The organism is Shewanella halifaxensis HAW-EB4, assembly GCF_000019185.1.
Lineage (GTDB): Bacteria > Pseudomonadota > Gammaproteobacteria > Enterobacterales > Shewanellaceae > Shewanella > Shewanella halifaxensis.
In genome coordinates this window covers 1,658,227-1,681,980 of the sequence record NC_010334.1, presented here as the reverse complement: position 1 = coordinate 1,681,980, position 23,754 = coordinate 1,658,227, and the positions used below count along the sequence as shown (strand labels likewise).

Sequence of the window (23,754 nt, the reverse complement as noted above, 5' to 3'; positions counted from 1 at the left end):
AAAATACATGCCACAAAATGCAGCCCTAATCGATAGAATCAGCTGTAAACTATAGAAAAACATACTAGCTACAGCATCGAATGACCAGAAAAGTTCTTTATACCACTAAATAAGCAATGTAATAGGAGCTAGCTCCTATTTATTTAAAAAGATGGTATTAAAATTGCTTTCTTAAAGCATACCGATTTTCTAGCTGTAATGCTCGTGCAATCATAGCTTCCAAAGCACCCGCGCTCAAAACACTGAGGACAAAATGCAAAACACTAATCTAAATACCTTTAATACTTTTGCGATAAGTCAGTTCAACGAATACTACTTACCCAGTGTAAACCGCCAAGCCTTTGAAACTATTGATTCAAAAACACACTTTAACAAATTATTTAAATCACTCTTTACCCAAGAAAATCAGTTACACATTATTATTGGTATCGATTCAGGATTACTTGCTAACTATGTTCTTGAGTTGGCTCTGCCTGCAGATAGCCAATTTATATTTGTTGAGTTAGATAATATATTGGAGCTTCTCAATGTAGATATACCCGATGCTTTAAAACAACAGGTCACTATCTGCCCAATTGATGAGCTTGCCGATCTACTCAACAGTCATAGCAACCCTATTTACATTATTAAAGATAAGCTTCAGGTTCATCGTTCTCTAGCAGTAAGGGCTCAGCATTTACTGGAATATACCCAACTGAATAACGATGTGATGGCACTGGTTAACCAAGCCACATGTGAACATAAATCCTCTTTTAATCAAGAGGTCTTCGTCGAACAGCAACTGATCAATTTAACCGAAAACCACATTCCAGCATCCATCCTAAGAGGTCATTATCAGGGGAAAACCTGTATCGTCACCGCTGGAGGTCCCTCTTTAGATGACCATATGTCGTGGATTAAGGCTAATAAAGACAAGTTATTTGTTATCGCGGTTTCCCGAGTCGCTGCAAAATTAACCAAAGAAGGCGTACCACCACAGATTATTGTCTCAATCGACCCTCAAGAACTAAGCTTAGAAGTTAATAGCGAAATGATGGCGCTACATAGCAGCAGTCTGCTCATTCATTCCTATCATATCTGTTCACGAATTCTATCTCAGTGGTGTGGCCGCCATCTATATGTAGGTAATCGCTTACTTTGGGATGAGGCTGATGACAAGAACAATATTGAATCTGTAGGCCCTACAGTCACCAATGCCGCGATAGCAATTGCAGCTGACATAGGCTTCACACAAGCACTACTAACAGGTGCAGACTTTTGCTACTCTAAAACAGGTCACACTCATACAACTGGCACACTGGAAGCCAACCTCGGTCCAAATATGGGGCATATTGGTGAATGGGTTGATACATATTCAGGAGATAAAGCTGAGACGATTTTCCAGCTGACTGAAGCTAAGAAAGCCTTAGCTCATCAGGTCATTAATTTGCCACAATGTAAAATCATTAATCTATCGGCTAATGCTGCAATAATACCCAATATTGATCATCTTGCTCTGGATGAAATTACCATTGAACCAGCTAATTGCAACCACGATGAGCTTTTTGCATTAGTAGATAGCCAAACAATGGACCTTAAAAAGCACTACCTATATTGTCTAAAACAGATGAACGATGCGCAATCATCAGTGCAATCGGTATTAAAGCTCGCGACCTCTGCATTAAAAATCAACCGAGAGCAAAACCAAGCTGCCCTGCTGGACAAAATTGAATATAAGATCAACAAACACCACGGTAAGCTCGCAAAAGTTATTAAATTTTACGGCTACCTTGAATTTAGTCGATTTTTATCCACAACTGACAGCGATAAGTGGTCACAATCACACGTTGAACAGATGACTGAAAATTACTACGAAGCATTTATCTGTGTATCTAAGAAGTTACTAATCATTTTTAAACAAACAGAAAAGCGCTGTTATTCACGCCTTAACGAATTGAGTCAACAAACTGATATAAATGCATTGGTCCAACAATGGCAGCAAGACAACCAACCAGGACGCTCACTTGTATGGGCACATCATTTAAATCGCGATTTATCCACTTTCGAGCGAGCGGCTATTGCTCCTTTAGTTAAAGAGTTTCAACTGCAACTGACCGATCATAATCGTTATAAGTCAAAGCTTGCTGCTGGCTACTCCCTAGAGGAGGCGTTTAATAAAATAATGAACTTGGTTATCAAAAAAAACCTGCAAGGTCTTGCATTGATGGTCAACACATTAAAACCTCGATCCTTAGAAAGTGATTTGGCCAAGCGCTTGTATCACCTAGCCAACTCATATTGCTTAGAGTTACAAGACGAACCACAACAAGCACTAACGACATTATTAGAATTAGGCTCTGAATTATTTACCGAAATTGAGTTCAAGCAAATTAGTGTACTATCACTCAAACTAGGGCAGTTAGATCTGGCAGCACTTGCATTGCAGCAACTTGTCAGCTTAAGTGACGAGTACCTACCACAATATGCCTACTTACTTAAACTTCAACAACAAGTCCAACCCGCATTGAACACCTATATGGATTACTTAAATAAATACCCTGATGACATCTTAGTATGGCTAAAGTTAGGTGCTTTTCTGAATGAAATAGAACAAACACAAACAGCTAAAGATGTTTTTAAGCAAGTACTTCATCTGGACCCAACAAATCAGATAGCAATCAATCAGCTAGCCAAGATTGCTTAACTCCTCATGCCGCTGCGAATATTGTATTCTGCAGCGGTATCTAAATCCCATACAAAGTCTTATAATTGCCATCATAAATTTTTCTATGATTTGGCTTCGGAGAGCATCGCTTGGCACATACCTATATTCCATTTGAACAATACAAACGTAAATGGATCTTTAATCATAAAGACCTTCCTGTTGCTGATGAAGACAAAGCGCTAGTCTTGCCGCTTGATCAAAAGTCATCAATGGAAGTTTGGAATAAGTGGATTAGCAACAAAAGTAGCCGCACTGAACAGTTTACTAAAGGTGACTGGGCAGCCAAAGACAGTGCTTGGGTGTTAACCGAAGACTGGCAAAATGCATGGGATAGCGAAGATCCTGCATTGCCTGAAGGTTTTTACGAGCATTTTGGCTGGGAAGATGACGCAACCGTCTATTTCTGCTACGAAAAGTATCAAGTCATTGAAACTCGCTGGGATGTATTTGTACGTAACTGGAAGTGCTTCCTGTTCTTCGATGATGGCCCGCTATTGATCTCACCAAAACAAAAACAAGCGGCATTGTTCCACCAAAATGGTCAATTCCAGTTAGGTTCTCGTGGATAATGGCCCTGTTCTCTATCATTTTGAGGTTATTATGAAGTCCCTCTCTACCCTACTATTAGCAACTAGTGTGCTAGCATCAAGCGTACTACTTTCATCGTCATTACAGGCCAAAGAAGTCTCTGGCGTACAGTTAGATGAATCCATCGATATCGATAGTCAAACATTGGTGTTAAATGGTGCTGGTGTGCGCAGCAAGTTCTTTATCGACTTGTATGTTGGCAGTCTCTATGTGCCTAAGATCCTAGATTCAACTCAAGCTGTACTCGATGCACCAACTGTTGCAGTTCGTCTTAATATCACTTCTGGCATGATCACCGCAGAGAAGATGAAAGATGCCATCACCGAAGGTTTCGATGATGCAACCGATGGCAATACCACGCCAATTGAAGCCCAAATTGAGCAATTTATGGGGCTATTTAGTGCTGAAATTGTTGAGGGCGACCAGTTTACCTTTTTAGCCGATAAGGCTAACGGTGTAACCGCTTACAAGAATGGTGAGGCTCAGGCGACAATTGCCGGTGAAACGTTCCGTCAAGCACTGCTAAAAATTTGGTTGGGTAAAGAACCTGCCCAAGACAGCTTAAAAGAAGCGATGTTGGGCGAGTAGTCTTAGCCAAAAAGATAATCAATAAAAATAAAAGGAGCTATTCGCTCCTTTTTTTATGATTCTAATCACTAACGGACTCTATACGCTCTTAAAAACATCTCTACGGTCTCGTTAATATATTGCTCTCGGGTATCGAGAAGATCGCTCACATCTAAGCCTAAATCCAGTCGCATACGCATCTCACCAAAAATCATCAAACAAAGACGCACGGCGCAGTGATGTGGGTTAGCAAAGTGATACACACCAAGCTCAGACACGCGGGTTAAATAATCTCTTAATAATCCTAAAATATGCTGAGGTCCAGCGCTATAAAACAGCTCTGAGAGCTCTGGATGCGAGTCTGCTTGGGCAACACAGGCCTTAAACACAGTTACCGCTTCAGGGCTGGTTATCACCTCACCAAAATGTTTGGCAAATAACAATAAACTATCTTCTGGCATAGTGGGATCGGAGAATACCTCTTGATTAACCCCATGAACTAGACACTTGGATTCAATTGATGCGACGAAGAGATCGTCTTTACAACCAAAATGAGAGTACACCGTTTGTTTTGACACACCCGCTAACTTAGCCACTTCATCCATGCTGGTATTGGGAAAACCCTGCTCGCAAAAGAGATCTTTTGCAGCCTGTAAGATCTGCTCACGCTTTTGCTCACTTCGACTCAATACTGGTGAATTCATAAAGGGCTTCACTCCGGCGCTTGGCCTTGTTGCTAAATCAATAGTGCTATTTAAGCACAATATGGACTACTCAGTCCATTTAGCTGAAAAATGGACTGGACAGTCTAGTTTTGAATCACTAGACTAGGCAGTCTAGTTTAACCATTCATTAACCTAACGCTCGAGACTGCGTTACTAAATACAGGCTGAAAGTAATGAATATCAAAAGAGTCATCACTCGTCGTAAGCTGCTTGCTAGCTTAGTTACAGTCAGTCTATTGCCAGCATGCCAAGACTCGTCGATCGAACAGGCTTCGACGCCGAGTTATCAGTCTGTTAATGCACAGTCGTTAAATCTCAGTGAGGGATATCAATTTGTTCAAGAGTTTTCAGGCACCATTCGCGCTGGCAATACCACCGGAATAGGCTTTGAACTGGCCGGGAAAATCAAAACCTTAGCGGTTGATAGTGGTGATAGAGTCAAGCAAGGTCAACTACTAGCAAAACTCGATACTCGCCTGTTAATGGCTGAAAAAAATGAATTAGATGCAAGTCTCGCACAAAACAAAGCCGACCTAGATTTAGCCAAGGCCACATTAGGTAGAAGCCTTGAGCTACAGCAACAAGGCTATGTATCTGAGCAGCAACTTGACGAGCTCAAAGGGCAACTCAGCAGCTTACTGGCAGCCAAAAACCGCTTAAGTGCATCATTACTTGCTAACCAATTAAAAATCGAAAAGTCGGATTTACTCGCACCATTTGATGGTGTCATAAGCAAGCGTAGCCATAACTTAGGTGAAGTCATCGGTGTGGGCAGCCCTGTTTACACCATCATCGAGCAAAATAATATACAGGCGTATGTGGGCGTTCCGGTGCAAATAGCCAATAACTTAACCACAGGTCAAAGCGTCGACTTAAGAGTCAGGCAGCAAGATTACCATGCAAGCATTGCAGGTATTGGCGCCGAGCTAAATCCGGTTACTCGCACGGTAGAATTAAGACTAACACTGCCGGATGACGCTAATGTTATTAACGGTGAGCTCAGTTACCTAAATTACAATAAAACCATTGCCAATCAAGGTTACTGGGTACCGATTAGCGCATTGACCGATGGGGTGCGCGGACTATGGAATATTTATGTCTTGAAGCCGTCTGATAATCAGCGGTTTAGTATTGAACGCCGAGACGTCGAGATCATCTATACCGCTAAAGATAAAGCCTTTATCAATGGCGCGATTAGTCCGAAGGAGCAATATGTCTCGCAAGGATTACATAAACTGGTCGCAGGCCAAATAGTCACCCAGCAAACTCAGCTAGCGACGAGGTAAAGCAGATGGTCAAGTCATTAGTTGAAAATGGTCGGCTGATAAGTTTGATCATCGCCCTGCTGATTGTTGCAGGCTTTGGCGCAATATCTAGCCTTCCGCGTATGGAAGATCCTGAAATCACCAATCGCTTTGCCTCGGTGATCACTCATTATCCGGGCGCTTCTGCCGAGCGGGTCGAAGCATTAGTGACCGAGGTGCTTGAAAGTGAACTTAGGCGCCTAGAAGAATTAAAGCTGGTGCAGTCGACATCGAGACCTGGGATCTCAGTCATCCAACTTGAATTAAAAGACAGTGTGGTTGAAACTGCGCCCGTATGGTCTAGAGCACGTGATCTCATCGCCGATGCAAAAGCCTTGCTACCAGTGTCAGCACAAACCCCCACCCTAGACGATCAGCTCGGTTACGCCAATACCGCCATACTCGGTATTGTCTGGCGCGGTGGTGGGGAAGTACGAACCGACATGCTCAACCGCTATGCTAAAGAGTTGCAAAGCCAGTTACGGCTGCTTAGCGGCACCGATTTCGTTAATCTCTATGGCCAACCAACCGAAGAGATCTTGGTCCAACTCGACGGCCATAAAGTTAACCAGTTAGCGCTATCAGCGCAGTCTATCGCACAGATTTTACAAAATGCCGATGCCAAGGTGTCCGCAGGTGAGATCAATAACGACAACTTTCGCGCTCTCATCGAAGTCTCTGGTGAACTCGATTCGATTTCGCGCATTGCTCAAGTGCCACTAAAAGTCACCGAAGATGGACAGATTATCCGTTTAGCCGACATTGCCCACATTAGTCGTCAACCCAAGGAGCCAGCCAACAGTATTGCGCTAATCGATCAACAGCAAGGCGTGATGGTGGCAGCAAGAATGCTCAGCAACACCCGTGTCGACCTGTGGCTTGAGCAGGTTAAGCACTCTGTCGATCAACTGCAAACCAGTATTCCGGCAAACATAGAGATTGAGTGGCTATTCGACCAAGAGGGCTACACCACTGAGCGCCTAAGTGATTTAGTCGGCAGTTTACTGCTGGGTTTTTTAATTATTTTAGCCGTACTCATGCTGACCCTTGGCTTAAGGAATGCGGTAATTGTCGCGCTATCTTTGCCGCTTACAGCACTATTTACCTTAGCCTGTATGAAATATATTGGCCTGCCAATCCACCAAATGTCGGTCACAGGTCTTGTGGTCGCCCTAGGTATTATGGTCGATAACGCCATCGTGATTGTTGACGCCATCTCTCAGCGCCGCCAAAAAGGCATGGATAGGCTCGATGCAGTGAAGCAGACGTTAGAGCATCTCTGGCTACCGCTAGCTGGCTCAACCATTACCACGATGCTGGCCTTTGCGCCGATTGTATTGATGCCAGGCGCTGCCGGTGAGTTTGTCGGTGGCATTGCTATCTCGGTGATGTTTGCCCTACTCGGCTCGTTCATCATCTCGCACACCATTATTGCAGGTCTCGCTGGTCGCTTTGGCGTTGATGGTAAAGGCACTCACTGGTATCACCGCGGTATTAACTTGCCCTTTATGAGTCACGCCTTTAGGCAAACATTGTCGCTTGCGTTATCACGCCCTCTGCTAGCTGCGGTGATCATCGGCGTATTACCCGTTATGGGCTTTATTGCAGCGGGTAAAATGACCGAGCAATTTTTCCCGCCATCAGACAGAGATATGTTCCAAATTGAAGTCTATCTCGCCCCTCAAGCCAGTATTAGCAATACACGGGCACAGGTCGAAAAAATTGATGCTAAATTACGCCAAACCGATGGGGTAACTCGAATTGATTGGGTCGTCGGCGGTAATGCCCCCTCTTTCTATTACAACCTATTGCAGCGCCAGCAAGGGGCGAGTCATTATGCCCAAGCTATGGTTAAAGCCCGAGATTTCGCTAGCGCAAATCAGCTTATTCCTCAGCTGCAAATGACATTAGATAAACAGTTTCCCGGTGCACAAATTATTGTGCGTAAACTGGAACAAGGCCCGCCATTTAATGCGCCTGTAGAGGTGCGTATTTTTGGCCCTAACCTTGATCAGCTCAAGCTACTTGGTGAGCAAGTTCGTAAAGCGTTATCGGACACTCAAAATGTTATCCATACTCGCGCCACATTGAGTGCTGGATCGCCTAAAGTCTGGTTACAGATAAATGAAGACGCCAGCTTAATCAGCGGATTGTCATTAACCGACATCGCCAAGCAGATAGAGATGGCCACCACAGGTATTAATGGTGGCAGTATTTTAGAGCAAACTGAATCCCTGCCGGTTCGCGTTAGATTAAGTGACAGTATTCGTGAGCAGCAAACCAAACTGTCGGCGATTACGCTAGTATCGGGGCAAGGCACAGGTATACCATTATCGGCTATTTCGAGCAGTCAAATTGAGGTGAGTCGCGGCGCTATCCCAAGACGTGATGGCCAGCGAGTCAACGTCATTGAAGCCTATATTACCTCAGGTGTACTGCCGCAAACCGTGGTTGATAATGTCAGCGATAAGCTATCTGCTATTGAGCTGCCAAGTGGTTACCGTGTAGAGCTAGGTGGTGAAAGTGCTAAGCGTAACGAGGCGATTGGCAACTTAATGTCTAACCTAGTGCTTGTGATCACCCTGCTGCTGGCCACAGTAGTGCTATCGTTTAATTCATTTAGGCTCACTGGGATCATTTTATTTAGCGCCATACAGAGTGCAGGATTAGGCCTACTCGCGGTATACACATTTGGCTATCCGTTTGGCTTTACCGTGATTATCGGCTTGCTAGGGTTAATGGGACTTGCGATTAATGCCGCGATCGTCATTTTAGCCGAGCTTGAGGAGATACCAGCAACGCGAAATGGTGATACTCAGTTGATTGTCGAACTCGTCACCCGTTGTGGCCGCCATATCGGTTCAACGACCATTACAACCATTGGTGGATTCCTGCCATTAATTATTGCAGGAGGCGGATTTTGGCCACCCTTTGCCATTGCGATTGCAGGCGGAACCCTACTGACAACCTTGCTTTCCTTAGTGTGGGTGCCAACCATGTATCATTTGATCATGCGGCCGAAGAAAGTTAATCAGCTAACTTCGAATGCGCCACGAGTAACTGGTAAAGTTGGTCCTTAAGCAATACCCGCTCGGCTTTTAATTCGATGAAGTGCACATCACTGGTGGGCACTTCATTTTCTTCCAGCCCTCGAATTTGATGATCAAGTTGGTGGTATCGTTTAGCTAACTTACAAAAAGCGTTATCGCGACTTTTAAGCTCGATAATGGCTGACAAGTATTCTGGAAACTCGTGAGTCAGCAGATGATTCTCGCCCAACATAATTCTTCTCCTTGGTATTTAACGCCTGTCGATTGGAACGGAGCTTTACTCAAAGCCTCCGATACACTCAATCTATGACATTTGATATTAGGTACCACTAGCCTATTATCGCTATTAAGCTCAAGCTTAGCTACAAGTATTGACTATTTTTCACCCACGCCAACTCAGCAATAACTCATTTTTATTCAACGAATTAAAAGGATAACTTTTAGACCTCCATCAACTCTTTTTTCGTAAAAATCAATTACATTGACGCACCACAAGCAAACTTGAATTGATATGAATTATAAAAATTGGCCTATAGCCAAACAAATAGGCTTGCTCGCTTTAGTCCTCACCGTGCTCGTTTTTGGTGTTCTTGGTTGCGTATCCTATTTAACCGCCTCCGATGTACTAAGAAATAAAGGGATCAGCGCGATGCAAGCGCAAACCGAAGGCACAGCAGATTTAATTGAGCTGCAATATGAAAGTCTGCAGTCACTTGCAGAACGCAATGCCGACGTGTTTCGCGCCATGTACCCAGGTAACTTCTATAAACCGGATAAAACGGTCAGAGTAATGGGGACAGAGACCCCAGCCTTGAGGCATGAAAAAGAGCAGATCAACGCCTCAAAGAGCAAGGTTGATCGCTACTCTAATCTGACCGGTGGCAATGCAACCGTGTTTGTCCGAGACGGTGATAACTTTATCCGTATCTCCACCTCGCTAAAAAAAGCCGATGGCAAACGTGCTCTGGGCACCAACTTAGATAAAGATCACCCAGCTTACCGCGCACTTATCAAAGGTAATAGCTACGAAGGCTATGCCCAGCTGTTTGGTAAAGACTACATGACTATCTACCGCCCCATTAAAAATAGTGGCGGCGAAACTATCGGGATCATGTATATCGGTTTCGATATTAGCGGCTCTTTGGCTCAATTACGCGAATCGATTAATAAGCTGCAACTTGAGGAGTCTGGCAGCTACCTATTGGTGCGTAAATCAGATTTGACGATTATTGCTCATCCACGGCACCAAGCTGGCGGTAAAGTCTCAACCGAGATACTTGGTGGGATAAGCATAGAGCAGGCCCTTACTCATCGTGGCTCTTGGGAGTACACCAACAATTTAGGCGCTAAGGCTTACGCTTATAGCATCAATATTCCTGGTTGGGATTGGGTCATCATTGGCCAAGTTGATGCTGCAGAGCTTAACGAAGAAAGCGTTACCCTATTAAACATCAATATGGCCGTGTCTTTAATTGGCATGATAGTGATTACCCTACTGTTATCTCTGGTCTTGTTTAGAACGCTTAAACCGCTAGGCTGCTTGCAAAATCAATTAGAGAAATTGGGCTCAGGCGATCTTTCACAAAAATTTGCTTCAATAGATGCAAGCAGTAAAAATGAAGTGGATCTCATCACCAATAGCACCTCTAAGATGGCGACTAACTTAAGAGAGCTTATCTTGGCTCTACAACAATCAGTTAGCGCATTGCAGGCTCACTCTAGCCACACTCAAGAGACTGCCCGTCTAAACGGTGAAGAGGCGCAATCTTTGATGGCACAAACGGATCAGATAGCAACGGCCATCGAGGAGATGTCAGCCTCAGTGCGCGATGTTGCTAACCATGCTAGCGAAGGCGCGACAATGAGCCAGCGTGTGGATGATGCTGCAAAAGGTGGACAGGCTAACTTAAACGATCTGGTCAACGGCTTACAAAGTCTCAGCAGCCAGCTTTCCGATAGTCATAATAGTGTCGAGATCGTCAATAAAGAGAGCCAAGCGATTAGCAAAGTCACCGAGGTCATCAACGCCATTGCCGAGCAGACCAACCTCCTCGCCCTTAACGCAGCGATTGAAGCGGCAAGAGCTGGCGAGCAAGGTCGAGGCTTTGCTGTGGTTGCCGACGAAGTACGCACGCTAGCACAGCGTACTCAAACATCGATTGCAGAGATCTCGCAAACCATTACTCAGCTGCAGTCTCAAGTAAAGCAGACCGCCGTGCAGATGGATCAAAGTAATGCTTTAGGGGATGCGTCTGCAGCCCAAGGTAATGAAGCGATTGCACAGTTAATTGAGATTAACACTAGCATTGCAGAACTCGCTACAACATCAACAAGCATCGCTAGCGCTACTGAGCAGCAAAGTGCAGTTGCAGAAGAGATCACCCGCAACCTACACCAAATCACCGAGCTTGCCAGAGATGGTGAGCAACGCGCGGGCGAGAGCGTCGACTCGGCGGAAAGCTTAGCCGCAATCGCCAATGAGATTAACACTAAGATCAGCGTGTTTAAGGCGTAATGTCTCAGCTTAAATCGCCCTATTTTATTGATTAAGTCATAAAGGCAACAGCTATCACACTGTTGCCTTTTTTATTCAAGCAACCGTCAGCAACTTCCAACTACACCCATGATTTTAAATGCATTTATCAAATTTACAGCTAGATTTACCAACTCGCGAGGATTTATAATCGCGCCAATTTCGTGTTTAAAAAATACCGACCTTTCATCATTACGAGTACAAATATGTTACGCAAGTTATTATTAGTCACTTTCATCGCTATTCTGGCGGGCTGTGCTAGCCCGCAGACCAATACGGTTGAAGGAAAAAAATTGTTGATTATCGCCGGTAACGGGCTCAACACCACCTATGAAGATAGCCCCGCTGCAAATGGTTTTCTTTTTGAAGTAGGTGAAACCTTTGCTACTGACCTTGGCAATAAACTGGAAGAGTTTGGCTTTGAATCTTACCTGTTTGTCAGTAAAGATTCGGCGACCTATAAACAAGAGTATCAACGCGCAGTAAACCGCTTAATGACTGACGCTACCATTGATGGTGTCGCCGAAATTAAAGTGCTGCATACTAAAGATGGAAAGGTCAATGAAATCGCAGTTTACGCAACTTACTTTACCACCGACCCTTTGATAAAAGGCTGCGACCTACGCACCTCTAAAAACTGTTATAGCGTCAAAGAACTAGACAAAATCGGTGATCGAAAATACTTAATAGTGGACCAAGCAACGGCAAGCTTTAATGACACTCCGGTATCTGAAATGGTAACCGACACCGCACTGTTCATCTATCGCGCCGAGCTGTAAATCTATTTATCTCGCTACAAGTTTTCTTGCTGCACTAGGCTTCTAAAGAGGCCTAGTCACAAGTTCTTTAACTAGCTACAGCTCTCCCTAGCCCTGCTCCTAGGTCGGTATTTATGCCGACAATTACTGTATATCTATTAAGATTGATGGGCTAAAGCCCAACCTACAACAAGCAGAAACGGCGCTTTTATCTTCGCCTTTCCATCTTAGCTTTCTCTTTTTTACCTGCTTTTCCTTCAGTTACCGTCTTAGTTCTTCCTAGAACCTAGAAGTGAGCCTGCGAACATCCTAGAACCTCGAACCTTCTTAGTTTTCCGTAAGGCCGCAGGCCGTTCCACTTTTCCATCTTTGCTTTCCCTGCTTATACCGTCTCAGCTCTTATCTGCTCTAACCGTCTTTGCTTTTTCTAGTTCCTAGAACCTGCTTTTACCTAGGACCTTATTTTAAAACAAAAAGCCCCGCGATTGCGGGGCCTTTACTTAAGTTTCTAACCGATTAGAGACTAATCTTCTGTCTCAGCATCACGGTCCATATTCTCAGTTGTCTCAAGCCATAGGGCGTTGATGATACCGAAAGAACAGGCCAACAACACGCCTAAAATCCACGAGAAATACCACATAATCTAGGCTCCTTATTAGTAGAGTGAGGTCTTATTCTTTTCGATGAAATCGCGCGATAAGCGACCGAACATCTTCAAGTAAGTCCAAACAGTGTAGCTAAGAACAATCGGTACAAAGATGATTGCAGCCCATGTCATAACGGTCAGTGACATCTCACTCGCTGTTGAATCCCACATCGTCAAACTGACGTTTGGCTCCAGTGAAGATGGCATAACGAATGGGAACATTGCAGCGCCACACGTTAGAATAACTGCCGCAATACCTACTGAACTAAAGAAGAACGCAAAACCTGAACGGTTCATACGGCTACATAGCAACACTAAGATTGGCATTAGTAAACCAAGCACAGGGAACAACATAGTGACTGGGTACTTATCGTAGTTAACTAACCAAGCGCCCGCTTCAACAGCAACAGTTTTAAGAGTTGGGTCTGAAACACCATAAGTGTCGATAGCAGAGGTAATCACGTATCCGTCAATACCATTAACTAACCATACACCAGCAGCGCCAAAGAATACGAATAATGCCACTGATAGCAACTGCGACATCTTAGCTGCACGAACGCGTAGCTCGCCTTCAGTCTTCATCTGTAACCAAGTTGAGCCCTGTAGCATAAACATGCTCACGCTCACTAGGCCAGCTAGAATACCAAAACCATTCAATAGACCAAAGAAACCACCGTGGTAAGTTGCACGCAGGTACTCGTCAAAGTTAAACGGCACACCTTGAAGCAAGTTACCGAACGCCACACCGATAATTAGCGGCGGAACGAAGCCACCGACAAACAGTGCCCAGTCCCAAGACTTACGCCATCTTGGATCTTCAATCTTTGAACGGTAGTCAAACCCAACAGGACGTAGGAACAATGCAAACAGAGTTAGCATCATCGCGACGTAGAAACCTGAGAAAGACACACCGTAGACCATAGGCCAAGCTGCAAACAATGCACCACCGGCGGTGATCAACCAAACTTGGTTGCCATCCCAGTGCGGCGCAATTGAGTTAATCATGATACGGCGATCGGTGTCATCTTTACCGATAATCGGTAATAAGGCACCTACACCCATATCGAAGCCGTCGGTAACAGCGAATCCGATGAAAAGCACGCCAATCAGTGCCCACCAGATGAATCTTAACATTTCATAATCAAACATAATCAGATCTCCAGTTTAGGCATCGAGTTTTTCAAAGTGATAGCGACCCGTCTTTAGACAGCTTGGGCCAATACGGGCGAACTTAATCATTAGATAAAGCTCAATCACTAGCAAGATGGTATAGAACAGCGTAATAGAAACAATACTGAACATTAGGTCGCCAACTGATAGGCTAGAGGCTGACATAAATGTCGGTAACACTTCAGAAATCGTCCAAGGCTGACGCCCGTACTCTGCCACAAACCAGCCACACTCAATTGCAATCCACGGTAGTGGTAAGCTATAAAGTGCCGCTTTAAGAACCCATGGTTTCTCTTCAATTTTATGACGCGTGCTCTGCCAGAATGCTGCAGCAAATACGAATAACATCACCATACCCGCACCCACCATCACACGGAAGGTCCAGAACATAGGTGCTACGTTTGGAATAGAATCATTTGCAGCCGCTTTGATCTGTTCATCTGTCGCATCAACTACGTTATCGGTATAACGCTTCAGTAGTAGGCCGTAACCTAGGTCAACCTTAGCTTCTTCAAATGCTGCGCGAATTTCAGGTGTTTCTTCACCGTTACGCAGCTTTTCAAGTAAACCGTAAGCCACCATACCGTTACGAATACGCACTTCATGCTCAACAATCAGATCTGTGATACCGGTAACTTGTTCATCTAGTGAACGAGTCGCAATAATACCCATCGCATAAGGGATTTTTATCGCAAAATCAGTTTCCTGAGTTTCTTGATTAGGGAACCCCACTGCTGTGAATGCTGCTGGAGCAGGTTCAGTGTGCCACTCGGCTTCAATTGCAGCGAGCTTAACACGCTGTACTTCACCCACCTTGTAGCCTGATTCGTCACCAAGAACGATTACAGACAAGATTGATGCCATACCGAAACTTGCAGCAATCGCAAATGAGCGACGTGCAAACGGTAGGTCACGTTTCTTCAGAATGTAATAAGCACTAATAGCTAGAACGAACATCGCACCCGCTACGTAGCCTGACGCCACAGTATGAACAAACTTCACCTGTGCTACTGGATTAAATAACACTTCACCCCAGCTGGTCATTTCCATACGCATGGTTTCGTAGTTGAATGTGCTACCTACTGGGTTTTGCATCCAGCCGTTAGCCACTAAGATCCACAATGCAGACAGGTTAGAACCTAGCGCAACTAACCAAGTTACCGCTAAATGCTGACGCTTGCTGAAACGATCCCAACCAAAGAAGAACATACCCACTAGAGTAGATTCTAGGAAGAATGCCATCAGGCCTTCAATAGCAAGTGGTGCACCAAAAATGTCACCGACGTAATGCGAATAGTAAGACCAGTTAGTTCCGAACTGGAACTCCATAGCCAAACCAGTTGCAACGCCAAGTGCAAAGTTGATACCGAATAATTTACCCCAGAACTTGGTCATATCTTTATAGATCTGCTTATTGGTCATCACATAGAGTGATTCCATAATGGCTAGCAAGAATGCTAACCCCAAGGTCAAGGGAACAAATAGGAAGTGATACATGGCTGTCATCGCAAACTGAAAACGCGACAGCTCAACAACCTCTTCTAAAATCATTTGTGACTCCTTAGGTGGTGCGTCAAATCACAATCGTTAGATCCCCATCAACGAAAGTGACTGCCTATATAGGAATAGTAATGCAGTAAATATAGTCTAACTTTGTTAACAAAAAGTCGACTTAACCGCGATTCATTGTTTAATTCATAAATTTTGTAATTTTAAGCCTAAAACCCCAGCAAATAACCACTTGCCATCACGTTTCAATAGGCTTCCGTGATACTCATCCCAAATATGCAGATAAAAAACAAACAAATTAGTTAATATCAGTCACTTGCAATAAGAAATAGAGCTGTCCACCGGGATTTTATAACATTCAAAATTGATTCAAATCAATCAATGCATTCGGTTTCAATGGGTTTTGAGGTGAAGACCACAGTTCTACACACCTGCAGATTGACGACGCAAAGAAAACATGCTAGGAGCGGTTAAAAAGTAAACAAAAGTACTTTTTTAAGCTGTTAAATAAAATATTCGACACAAAACCCATAAAAACGCAATTGTTAACAACTTTAGCAACAGTATTCATATTGAAAATCAATTCACAAGAAAACACACAAAAACATAAATTCGATAAATTACAATCGCTTACCAAAAGCGATTGGATGGGCGCGAATTAAACAAACAAATTTCGGATTAGGTTAAGTAATGGTTGAATGCAATTTTTCTCGCTTGATGAAAAACTAACACTCGCCTAAAATGTGCACCAAGTTAAGGAGACAGTCTTCTAAATCCGGTGACGTAGCCCGGCAGAGACTAACTCCGCTTAAATCATCAATCTATGTGGAGATACCATTATGACAAAATTATTCGAGCGTCTAGTTGTTAGCTATCAGCGTGTTTTTGTTGAACTTTATACTTCTAGAGAGCTGTAAACAGCAGTTTGTAATGCAAGATTTATCTTGAAGTTTTGTTAGCGCAAAGCGGCCCTTCTTGGAAACAAGGAGGGCTTTTTTTATATCTGCGACTCTGTAAGTCAATATTCGACACACCCGCATTAAAATTAGTAATAACTCTATGTTCTCAATAAACTATTAACAACAGAGTCAAAATGCCTTTATTAAGTATTACATGGAGCACTAAATAAAGATTAATCTATTGTTTAGTAATCGTTTTATCGACGGTAAACCTAAAGCAAAAAAAAGCCCCTACAAATTAGGGGCTTTTTTTAGCAAACGAATTGTTCGTAATTAAGTTTTTAGTTAATTAACCGACTGACTTTCTCACGTTTCGGAACATTCTCATCCAAGGGCTATCTTCACCCCAAGACTCAGGATGCCATGAGTTAGCAACGGTTCTAAATACACGCTCAGGGTGCGGCATCATAATCGTGACTCGACCGTCGGTTGAGCTCAATGCAGTAATTGCATTAGGCGAACCATTCGGGTTTTGAGGGTATTGAGTCGCAATCTGACCATTACCATCGACGTAACGCAGCGCAATCGTGCCTGAGGCTTCTGCTGCGGCTAATGCTTCAGCTGATGCAAACTCAGCGCGGCCTTCACCGTGTGATACGGCAATAGGCATACGTGAGCCTTCCATGCCTTGGAAGAACAATGACGGACTCTTCTGCACTTCAACTAAACTAAAACGCGCCTCGAAACGCTCTGAGCGGTTACGAACGAAGTGTGGCCACAACTCGGTACCAGGAATGATCTCTTTAAGGTTAGACAGCATCTGACAACCGTTACATACACCTAGCGAGAAGCTATTATTACGCTCAAAGAACTGACTAAACTGCTCACGAGCACGCTGGTTAAACAAAATTGACTTAGCCCAGCCTTCACCCGCGCCTAGTACGTCACCGTAAGAGAAGCCACCACAAGCCACTAGGCCTTGGAATTCTTCTAGGCTAATACGGCCGCTTAAGATGTCACTCATGTGAACGTCTGTAGATTCGAAACCGGCACGGTCAAATGCCGCCGCCATTTCGATATGCGAGTTAACGCCCTGCTCACGTAGGATAGCCATCTTAGGTGCAGCGCCTTTAAGGATAAATGGCGCGGCAACATCTTCACTTGGGTCGAAACTCAAGTCAACCGTCAGACCTAAATCCTTAGTGTCTTGCTTAAGCTCAAACTCTTCTTTCGCACACTCAGGGTTGTCACGTAGCGCCTGCATGCGGTAGGTAGTTTCAGCCCAAATGGTACGTAGCGAGGTACGCGTCTCGGTTAACACTTCACGCATCCCATCGAAGATAGCAATGGTATCTGCGTCAGTCAGTTCAGCTACCTTGTGACAAGGCACACCAGCGGCGGCAAACTTAGCTGTGATCGCTGCAGCATCTTCACGGCGAACCTGAATAACCGCGCCAAGCTCTTCGTTAAATAGACGTTCAACGTCTGTGCCACTTAATGCGCTCAAGTCGATATTCAAGCCTGTATGACCGGCAAATGCCATCTCAACTAGCGTGGTGTAAAGGCCGCCATCACTTCTATCGTGATAAGCAATCACAGACTTATCGGCCACTAGAGGCTGAATAACCTCGAAGAAGCCTTTTAGGGTCGCTGAGTTATCAAGATCTGGCGCGATATCACCAAGCTCACTGTAAACCTGGGCTAAACAAGAGCCACCTAAACGATTTTGACCTAAACCCAGATCGAGCAGTAACAGGTCTGTGTCGCCTTTATCGCTGCGAAGCTCAGGTGTTACGGTGTTACGCACATCTTGCACCACACCAAATGCAGTAATGACAAGCGACATCGGTGAAGTCACGGTTTTCTGTACGCCGTTCTCTTCCCACGCTGTTTTCATCGACATTGAGTCTTTACCCACTGGAATGGTTAAAGACAAATCAGGGCACAACTCTTCACCAATCGCTTTTACTGCTTCATACAGACCGGCATCTTCACCAGGGTGACCTGCTGGAGACATCCAGTTTGCAGATAACTTGATACGCTTGAATGAACCGATATCGGTACCGGCGATATTCAAGATTGACTCGGCAACCGCCATACGTGCAGAGGCGCCAAAGTCCAGTAGTGCAAGCGGCGTGCGCTCGCCGATTGACATGGCTTCACCCGTGTATGAGTCATAGCTCGATGCGGTAACCGCACAATCGGCTACGGGTACCTGCCAAGGACCCACCATCTGATCGCGGTTAACTAGGCCGGTAACCGTTCTATCACCAATGGTGATCAGGAAAGTCTTCTCAGCAATGGTAGGCAAACGCAGTAAACGGTACGCCGCTTGTTGAACGTCAATACCTGACTGGTCAAGGGCAGCAGAGTTAGCTTTAGCACTCACTACATCGCGGCTCATCTTAGGCGCTTTGCCTAATAACACCTCTAGTGGCAGATCGATTGGGTGATTTTCAAAGTGCTCATCACTTAAAACCAACTCTTTCTCTTCGGTTGCGACACCGACGACGGCAAATGGAGCGCGCTCACGCTGACAAATCTGGGTAAATAGCTCAATGTTTTCAGGCGCAATTGACATCACATAACGCTCTTGTGACTCATTACACCAGATCTCGAGCGGACTCATTCCTGGCTCATCTGACGGTACTTTACGTAGCTCGAACTTGCCGCCACGCTCACCATCATTAACCAGTTCAGGGAAGGCATTGGATAATCCACCCGCCCCCACGTCGTGGATAAACTGGATTGGGTTGTCTTCACCCATCTGCCAACAGCGATCGATCACTTCCTGACAACGACGCTCCATCTCTGGGTTTTCACGCTGTACAGAAGCGAAATCTAAATCTTCACTCGACTGACCCGAAGTCATCGATGATGCCGCGCCGCCGCCCAAACCGATGTTCATCGCAGGACCGCCAAGCACGACTAGCTTAGCGCCAACGGTGATCTCACCTTTTTGCACATGCTCTTCGCGAATATTGCCTAAGCCACCAGCAAGCATAATAGGCTTGTGATAACCGCGTACTTCAACACCATTATGGCTGTTCACTTCCTGCTCGTAGGTACGGAAGTAACCCACAAGTGCCGGACGACCAAATTCGTTATTAAATGCCGCGCCGCCTAATGGCCCTTCGGTCATAATATCAAGCGCCGTTACGATACGATCTGGCTTGCCGTAATCGGCTTCCCATGGCTGAACAAAACCAGGGATCTTAAGGTTTGACACGCTAAAGCCCGTTAAACCCGCCTTTGGCTTAGAGCCGCGGCCCGTTGCCCCTTCATCGCGAATTTCGCCGCCGCTGCCTGTCGCAGCGCCGGGATAAGGGCTAATGGCTGTTGGGTGGTTATGGGTTTCAACTTTCATCAAGATATGCATTGGCTCAGTGTGGTAGCCATAAACACCATCTTGTTTCGGGAAGAAGCGACCAGCAGTTGAGCCCGTCATTACCGCGGCGTTATCTTTATAAGCTGATAACACGTTGTCAGGCGTCTTCTCGAAGGTATTCTTAATCATCTTGAACAATGACTTTGGCTGAACTTCGCCATCGATTGTCCAATCAGCGTTAAAGATCTTATGACGACAATGCTCTGAGTTTGCCTGAGCAAACATCATCAGCTCGATGTCGTTCGGGTTGCGACCTAGACGGTTGAAGTTCTCAACGAGATAGTCAATTTCATCATCGGCGAGTGCCAAGCCTAACTGAGTGTTAGCCTTCTCAAGCGCGACTCGACCTTCACCTAATACATCAACGCTATTAAATTTTGCCGGCTGTGTACGTGCAAACAATACACTTGCTGCATCAAAGCTTGGCAAGAGCACTTCGACCATGCGGTCATGTAGCAATGCAGTTAATGTTTTAGTTTGTTCACTAGTTAATTCGTCAGTCACCACATAATAGGCAATGCCACGCTCTAGGCGCTTAACCTTATTCAGACCACAATTGTGGGCGATATCAGTTGCTTTTGATGACCAAGGAGAGATGGTACCGGGACGGGGTGTTACGAAGTGGAGATTGCCTTCTGGCGTGTGCGCTTCAATAGCGGGGCCGTAGGTGAGGATTTTTTCAAGCTGTTGACTTTCTTTTTCATTTAGCGACTCATTCAAATCGGCTAAATGGATAAACTCGGCATAGATTTGGCGCACTGGCAGTGCTGCCGATTCACAAGCTTGCATCAGCTTCTGTACTCTAAACGCCGAAAGTGCAGGGGCTCCGCGGATGATCTCCATCACGTCTTTTCACCTTATTAATTATAATTGCAGGGTCAGATCTGGCGCTATTATAGGGAAATGTTTGTCACAAATCACCAGCCGTCGCTATAGAAAACAGTGTTTCCTGTACAGGAAAAAGACCGGCTATTTTATTAGTTCGTTGATGAGCGAATTTCATGCAAAAAAGCGATTTAGAGTCATACTGGATCTAACAGCAACAGTAAACACGCCATTTTTTTACGGCAACCAAGAATGTGTTATAATCGACGGCTATTTCTTTATTTTCTTAATAATTTAAGTTAAGCGCTGACAAAAATAATCGATGAAAAAACTGTTACTTATTCTATGCTGTATCACCTTACTGGCTGCCTGCCAGAAGGTTGTCGTGGAACAAGAAGAGCCAGTCTTTATCCCTGAGCCAACCGAGTTAGTTGTTGGTACGCTATATGGCCCACAGATTTATTTCACCTCAGGTCAGGGCGACTCAGGTTACGACTATGAAATGGCAGAGCGGTTCGCTAAATACCTCAATCTTAAATTAAAAATGAGAGCCTTTGCCAATATTAGTGAACTGTATGCAGCAATGCGAAGTGGCGAAATTGATATCATTGCCGCAGGCCTTGGTGATACACCGGCCAGACGAGAACAGTTTAGGGTTGGCCCACCACTTTATCGCGTTGATCAAGTCTTGGTTTACCGTCAGGGTACCCCTGTACCTAAGAACATTAATTCGCTCAACGGTGAAATCACCGTCATTACCGACTCCTCCTTTGTAGATACCTTAACTGATCTACAAAAGTCCAATCCAGACTTGGTGTGGAACCAAGAAAAAGATAAAGATGCGGAAGAATTACTCACCATGATCGCCGCTGGAGACATCCCTTATACCATTGCAGATTCAACCAGTTTAGACATCAACAGACGTTTTATGCCTGAACTGCGTGAAGGGTTAGTGCTGAAAAAGAAACAACCTGTGGTATGGCTGCTCCCTGCGAATAATAGCGACAAGTTAATGAGCCAATTATTGGCATTTTGGCATATAGAAAAACGTAGCGGCACCTTAGCGCATCTCAATGAGAAATACTTTGCCCATGTAAAACGCTTTGATTATGTCGATACCCGCGCTTTTATTCGTGCTATCGACAATAAACTACCAAAGTACCAAAGTACCTTCGAGAAGTACGCCGGAGATATTGATTGGCGCAAGCTCGCGGCGACGGCTTATCAAGAGTCTCATTGGAATCCGAATGCACGTTCACCCACTGGCGTGCGTGGCCTGATGATGCTCACCTTGCCCACCGCTAAACAAGTCGGCATTAAAAACCGTCTCGATCCATACCAGAGTATTCAAGGTGGCGCCAAATACCTTAATAGCATGCTTGAGCGACTCCCAGAGTCTATTCCAGATAGCCAGCGCATGTGGTTTGCCCTCGCATCCTACAATATTGGACTTGGTCATGTTGAAGATGCGCGCAAACTGGCACAGACTCAAGGATTAAATCCGAGTGCATGGCGCGATGTGAAATCAGTCTTACCACTGCTGCAAAAGCGTAAATACTACAAAAAAACCCGTTACGGTTATGCTCGTGGCAATGAAGCGGTACATTATGTCGATAGCATTCGTCGCTACTACGACACCCTAGTGTGGATAGATAACCAGAATATGTTATTAGAATTAAAGAAAGAAAACATTCAAATGGCAGAAAACCTTGAGCAAAAGACTGAAGCTGCACAACCGCAACAACCTTGAGCTAGACAGCCTTGAGTCAAACACCCCCGCTCAAAACTCATGCGATAACAAAACCGCAGAATTGAGCGTTTTTCAGGCAAACAGCACACTACTTAGCTAGTTTTGAACGAATTCATCAAAGATTAGCCACACTCAGATAGACTTTTATAGAGTAAATTGCTAAAGCTCTTAAGTGTCAACATAAGTGAGGTCGATATGAGAAAAAAAACAATTAATAATGTCGCGGCGCGCCGTCGTTGCCAGTTAAAAACGCGCCACCTAAAAGTCCTTAATAGACAGAAACAGTTCTTCGCATTTATTAAGCCATCAGAAGACGGTTTCTTTAATCTTTAACGTCAGCGTTTAGGGCCTGCTGCTTAGCCAAGACTTTCGCAGCTTTGATCTCTTTTCTTCGGCGCTTGAAAAAAGCGCTGAGTTGCTCGCTACACTCAGATTCAAGCACGCCAGAGCTAACTTCAACCTGATGGTTAAAAGCACTGTGGCGCACGATATCGATAACGGTACCCGCGGCGCCCGTTTTTTCGTCTTTAGCGCCGAATACTAAACGGCCGATCCGAGAGTGCACTATGGCACCAGCGCACATGGCACAGGGCTCAAGCGTCACGTACAGGGTTGTGTCGAGTAAACGGTAGTTTTGCATTATCTGTCCAGCTTGGCGCAAACACTGCATTTCTGCATGAGCACTAGGGTCATGTAAACCAATGCTGAAGTTAAATCCAGCGCTGAGTACTTCTCCATCTTTAACTAAAACCGCACCAACAGGCACTTCGCCCTTCTCTTCCGCCTTTATCGCCATATCCATCGCCATTTTCATGAAATGAATATCCTGTTGCTCTTGTGACAATCTACGCCCCTAGTCTTTATCTAAAACCCAATAATACTGCTAACAACACTATTTAAAAGCATAGCTAATTTGCATGACGCAGGAGTATATCAAGCTTTATACCAATTGCATTAAGTATCTGTTCATTCAGTGGGAATTCAAAGCGCTGAAGGAAAGCTGGGAACTTGAAGCTAATAGTTATTCTATATCAATAGTTTACGGCGCAGCATGCAGTGCTTTGAAACCCACCCTGTGGGAAGCGCTCAAGCATTCCACTTCTGCTTTGCATCGACTCACAAGGGAATAACCATTCTGTCGTCCATGCGCCTTGAATTGAAAAGCTTGAGCGCTTCTGAATTGATTAAATATTTAATGCAATTGGTATTAATCCCGAGTGAGTCATCTATCGGTGATTTTCATTAACCCCAATTACAGCTTCTTTAGTTCAACACAGGCTTGTTTGGCCAAATCGCTGGTATAAAAAAGCGCGCACATATTGCTATGTGCGCGCTTTT

Annotated in this window: 17 protein-coding genes; 10 read left to right on the top strand and 7 right to left on the bottom strand. The window is 44.8% G+C overall.

The window, feature by feature from the left end:
• Positions 1–253 precede the first annotated feature (253 nt).
• The 3 genes from SHAL_RS07165 to SHAL_RS07155 all read left to right on the top strand — a co-directional run bounded on the left by SHAL_RS07165 (position 254) and on the right by SHAL_RS07155 (position 3,880).
• Positions 254–2,683, top strand: a complete 2,430-nt coding sequence (locus tag SHAL_RS07165; protein ID WP_012276498.1) for a motility associated factor glycosyltransferase family protein — start codon at positions 254–256, stop codon at positions 2,681–2,683.
• A gap of 110 nt (positions 2,684–2,793) precedes the next feature.
• The gene (locus SHAL_RS07160) at positions 2,794–3,273 is read left to right on the top strand and encodes a DUF2947 domain-containing protein (protein WP_012276497.1); all 480 of its coding nucleotides are present in this window, start codon (positions 2,794–2,796) and stop codon (positions 3,271–3,273) included.
• Between the two features lie 31 nt (positions 3,274–3,304).
• Positions 3,305–3,880, top strand: a complete 576-nt coding sequence (locus tag SHAL_RS07155; protein ID WP_012276496.1) for a chalcone isomerase family protein — start codon at positions 3,305–3,307, stop codon at positions 3,878–3,880.
• Positions 3,881–3,948: 68 nt separating this feature from the next.
• On the opposite strand, the gene SHAL_RS07150 is transcribed toward SHAL_RS07155, so the two are convergent.
• Positions 3,949–4,563: a TetR/AcrR family transcriptional regulator gene (locus SHAL_RS07150; protein ID WP_012276495.1), complete on the bottom strand. Its 615-nt coding sequence runs from the start codon at positions 4,561–4,563 to the stop codon at positions 3,949–3,951.
• 194 nt (positions 4,564–4,757) lie between these two features.
• Here SHAL_RS07150 and SHAL_RS07145 point away from each other — a divergent pair, with 194 nt between their 5' ends.
• Positions 4,758–5,870 carry an efflux RND transporter periplasmic adaptor subunit gene (locus tag SHAL_RS07145; protein WP_012276494.1) on the top strand — a complete coding sequence of 371 codons (1,113 nt, stop codon included), beginning with the start codon at positions 4,758–4,760 and terminating at the stop codon, positions 5,868–5,870.
• Positions 5,871–5,875: 5 nt separating this feature from the next.
• Complete coding sequence (locus SHAL_RS07140) at positions 5,876–8,968, top strand: efflux RND transporter permease subunit (protein ID WP_012276493.1); 3,093 nt, start codon at positions 5,876–5,878, stop codon at positions 8,966–8,968.
• On the opposite strand, the gene SHAL_RS07135 is transcribed toward SHAL_RS07140, so the two are convergent.
• Positions 8,916–9,170, bottom strand: coding sequence for an HP1242/YdcH family protein (locus SHAL_RS07135; protein ID WP_041415896.1), 255 nt, complete (start codon positions 9,168–9,170; stop codon positions 8,916–8,918). The genes SHAL_RS07140 and SHAL_RS07135 overlap by 53 nt on opposite strands.
• 279 nt (positions 9,171–9,449) lie before the next feature.
• On the opposite strand from SHAL_RS07135, the gene SHAL_RS07130 reads away from it, so the two are divergent.
• A complete protein-coding gene (locus SHAL_RS07130) occupies positions 9,450–11,453 on the top strand; it encodes a methyl-accepting chemotaxis protein (protein ID WP_012276492.1) in 2,004 nt (667 codons plus the stop codon).
• 224 nt (positions 11,454–11,677) lie between these two features.
• Positions 11,678–12,250, top strand: a complete 573-nt coding sequence (locus SHAL_RS07125; RefSeq protein ID WP_012276491.1) for a hypothetical protein — start codon at positions 11,678–11,680, stop codon at positions 12,248–12,250.
• Between the two features lie 502 nt (positions 12,251–12,752).
• Here SHAL_RS07125 and cydX read toward each other — a convergent pair.
• From cydX to purL, 4 genes are all read right to left on the bottom strand, one after another.
• Complete coding sequence (gene cydX, locus SHAL_RS22560) at positions 12,753–12,869, bottom strand: cytochrome bd-I oxidase subunit CydX (protein WP_012276490.1); 117 nt, start codon at positions 12,867–12,869, stop codon at positions 12,753–12,755.
• 15 nt (positions 12,870–12,884) lie between these two features.
• On the bottom strand, positions 12,885–14,024 hold the full coding sequence (gene cydB / locus SHAL_RS07115) for a cytochrome d ubiquinol oxidase subunit II (protein ID WP_012276489.1): 1,140 nt from the start codon (positions 14,022–14,024) through the stop codon (positions 12,885–12,887).
• A 15-nt stretch (positions 14,025–14,039) separates the two neighbouring features.
• On the bottom strand, positions 14,040–15,596 hold the full coding sequence (locus tag SHAL_RS07110; protein ID WP_012276488.1) for a cytochrome ubiquinol oxidase subunit I: 1,557 nt from the start codon (positions 15,594–15,596) through the stop codon (positions 14,040–14,042).
• 1,206 nt (positions 15,597–16,802) lie between these two features.
• Positions 16,803–20,684: a phosphoribosylformylglycinamidine synthase gene (gene purL / locus SHAL_RS07105; protein WP_012276487.1), complete on the bottom strand. Its 3,882-nt coding sequence runs from the start codon at positions 20,682–20,684 to the stop codon at positions 16,803–16,805.
• Positions 20,685–20,988: 304 nt separating this feature from the next.
• Here purL and mltF point away from each other — a divergent pair, with 304 nt between their 5' ends.
• On the top strand, positions 20,989–22,416 hold the full coding sequence (gene mltF / locus SHAL_RS07100; protein WP_012276486.1) for a membrane-bound lytic murein transglycosylase MltF: 1,428 nt from the start codon (positions 20,989–20,991) through the stop codon (positions 22,414–22,416).
• Between the two features lie 195 nt (positions 22,417–22,611).
• Entirely contained in the window at positions 22,612–22,749 is a 138-nt protein-coding gene (locus tag SHAL_RS23225; RefSeq protein WP_190273627.1) for a hypothetical protein, read from the top strand.
• Here the strand turns inward: SHAL_RS23225 and tadA are convergent.
• On the bottom strand, positions 22,739–23,260 hold the full coding sequence (gene tadA / locus SHAL_RS07095; RefSeq protein ID WP_083758310.1) for a tRNA adenosine(34) deaminase TadA: 522 nt from the start codon (positions 23,258–23,260) through the stop codon (positions 22,739–22,741). The two genes, SHAL_RS23225 and tadA, sit on opposite strands and share 11 nt — an antisense overlap.
• A 207-nt stretch (positions 23,261–23,467) precedes the next feature.
• Between tadA and SHAL_RS23035 the strand changes: the two genes are divergently transcribed.
• Positions 23,468–23,662, top strand: coding sequence for a hypothetical protein (locus SHAL_RS23035; protein WP_150102071.1), 195 nt, complete (start codon positions 23,468–23,470; stop codon positions 23,660–23,662).
• Positions 23,663–23,754: the final 92 nt, after the last annotated feature.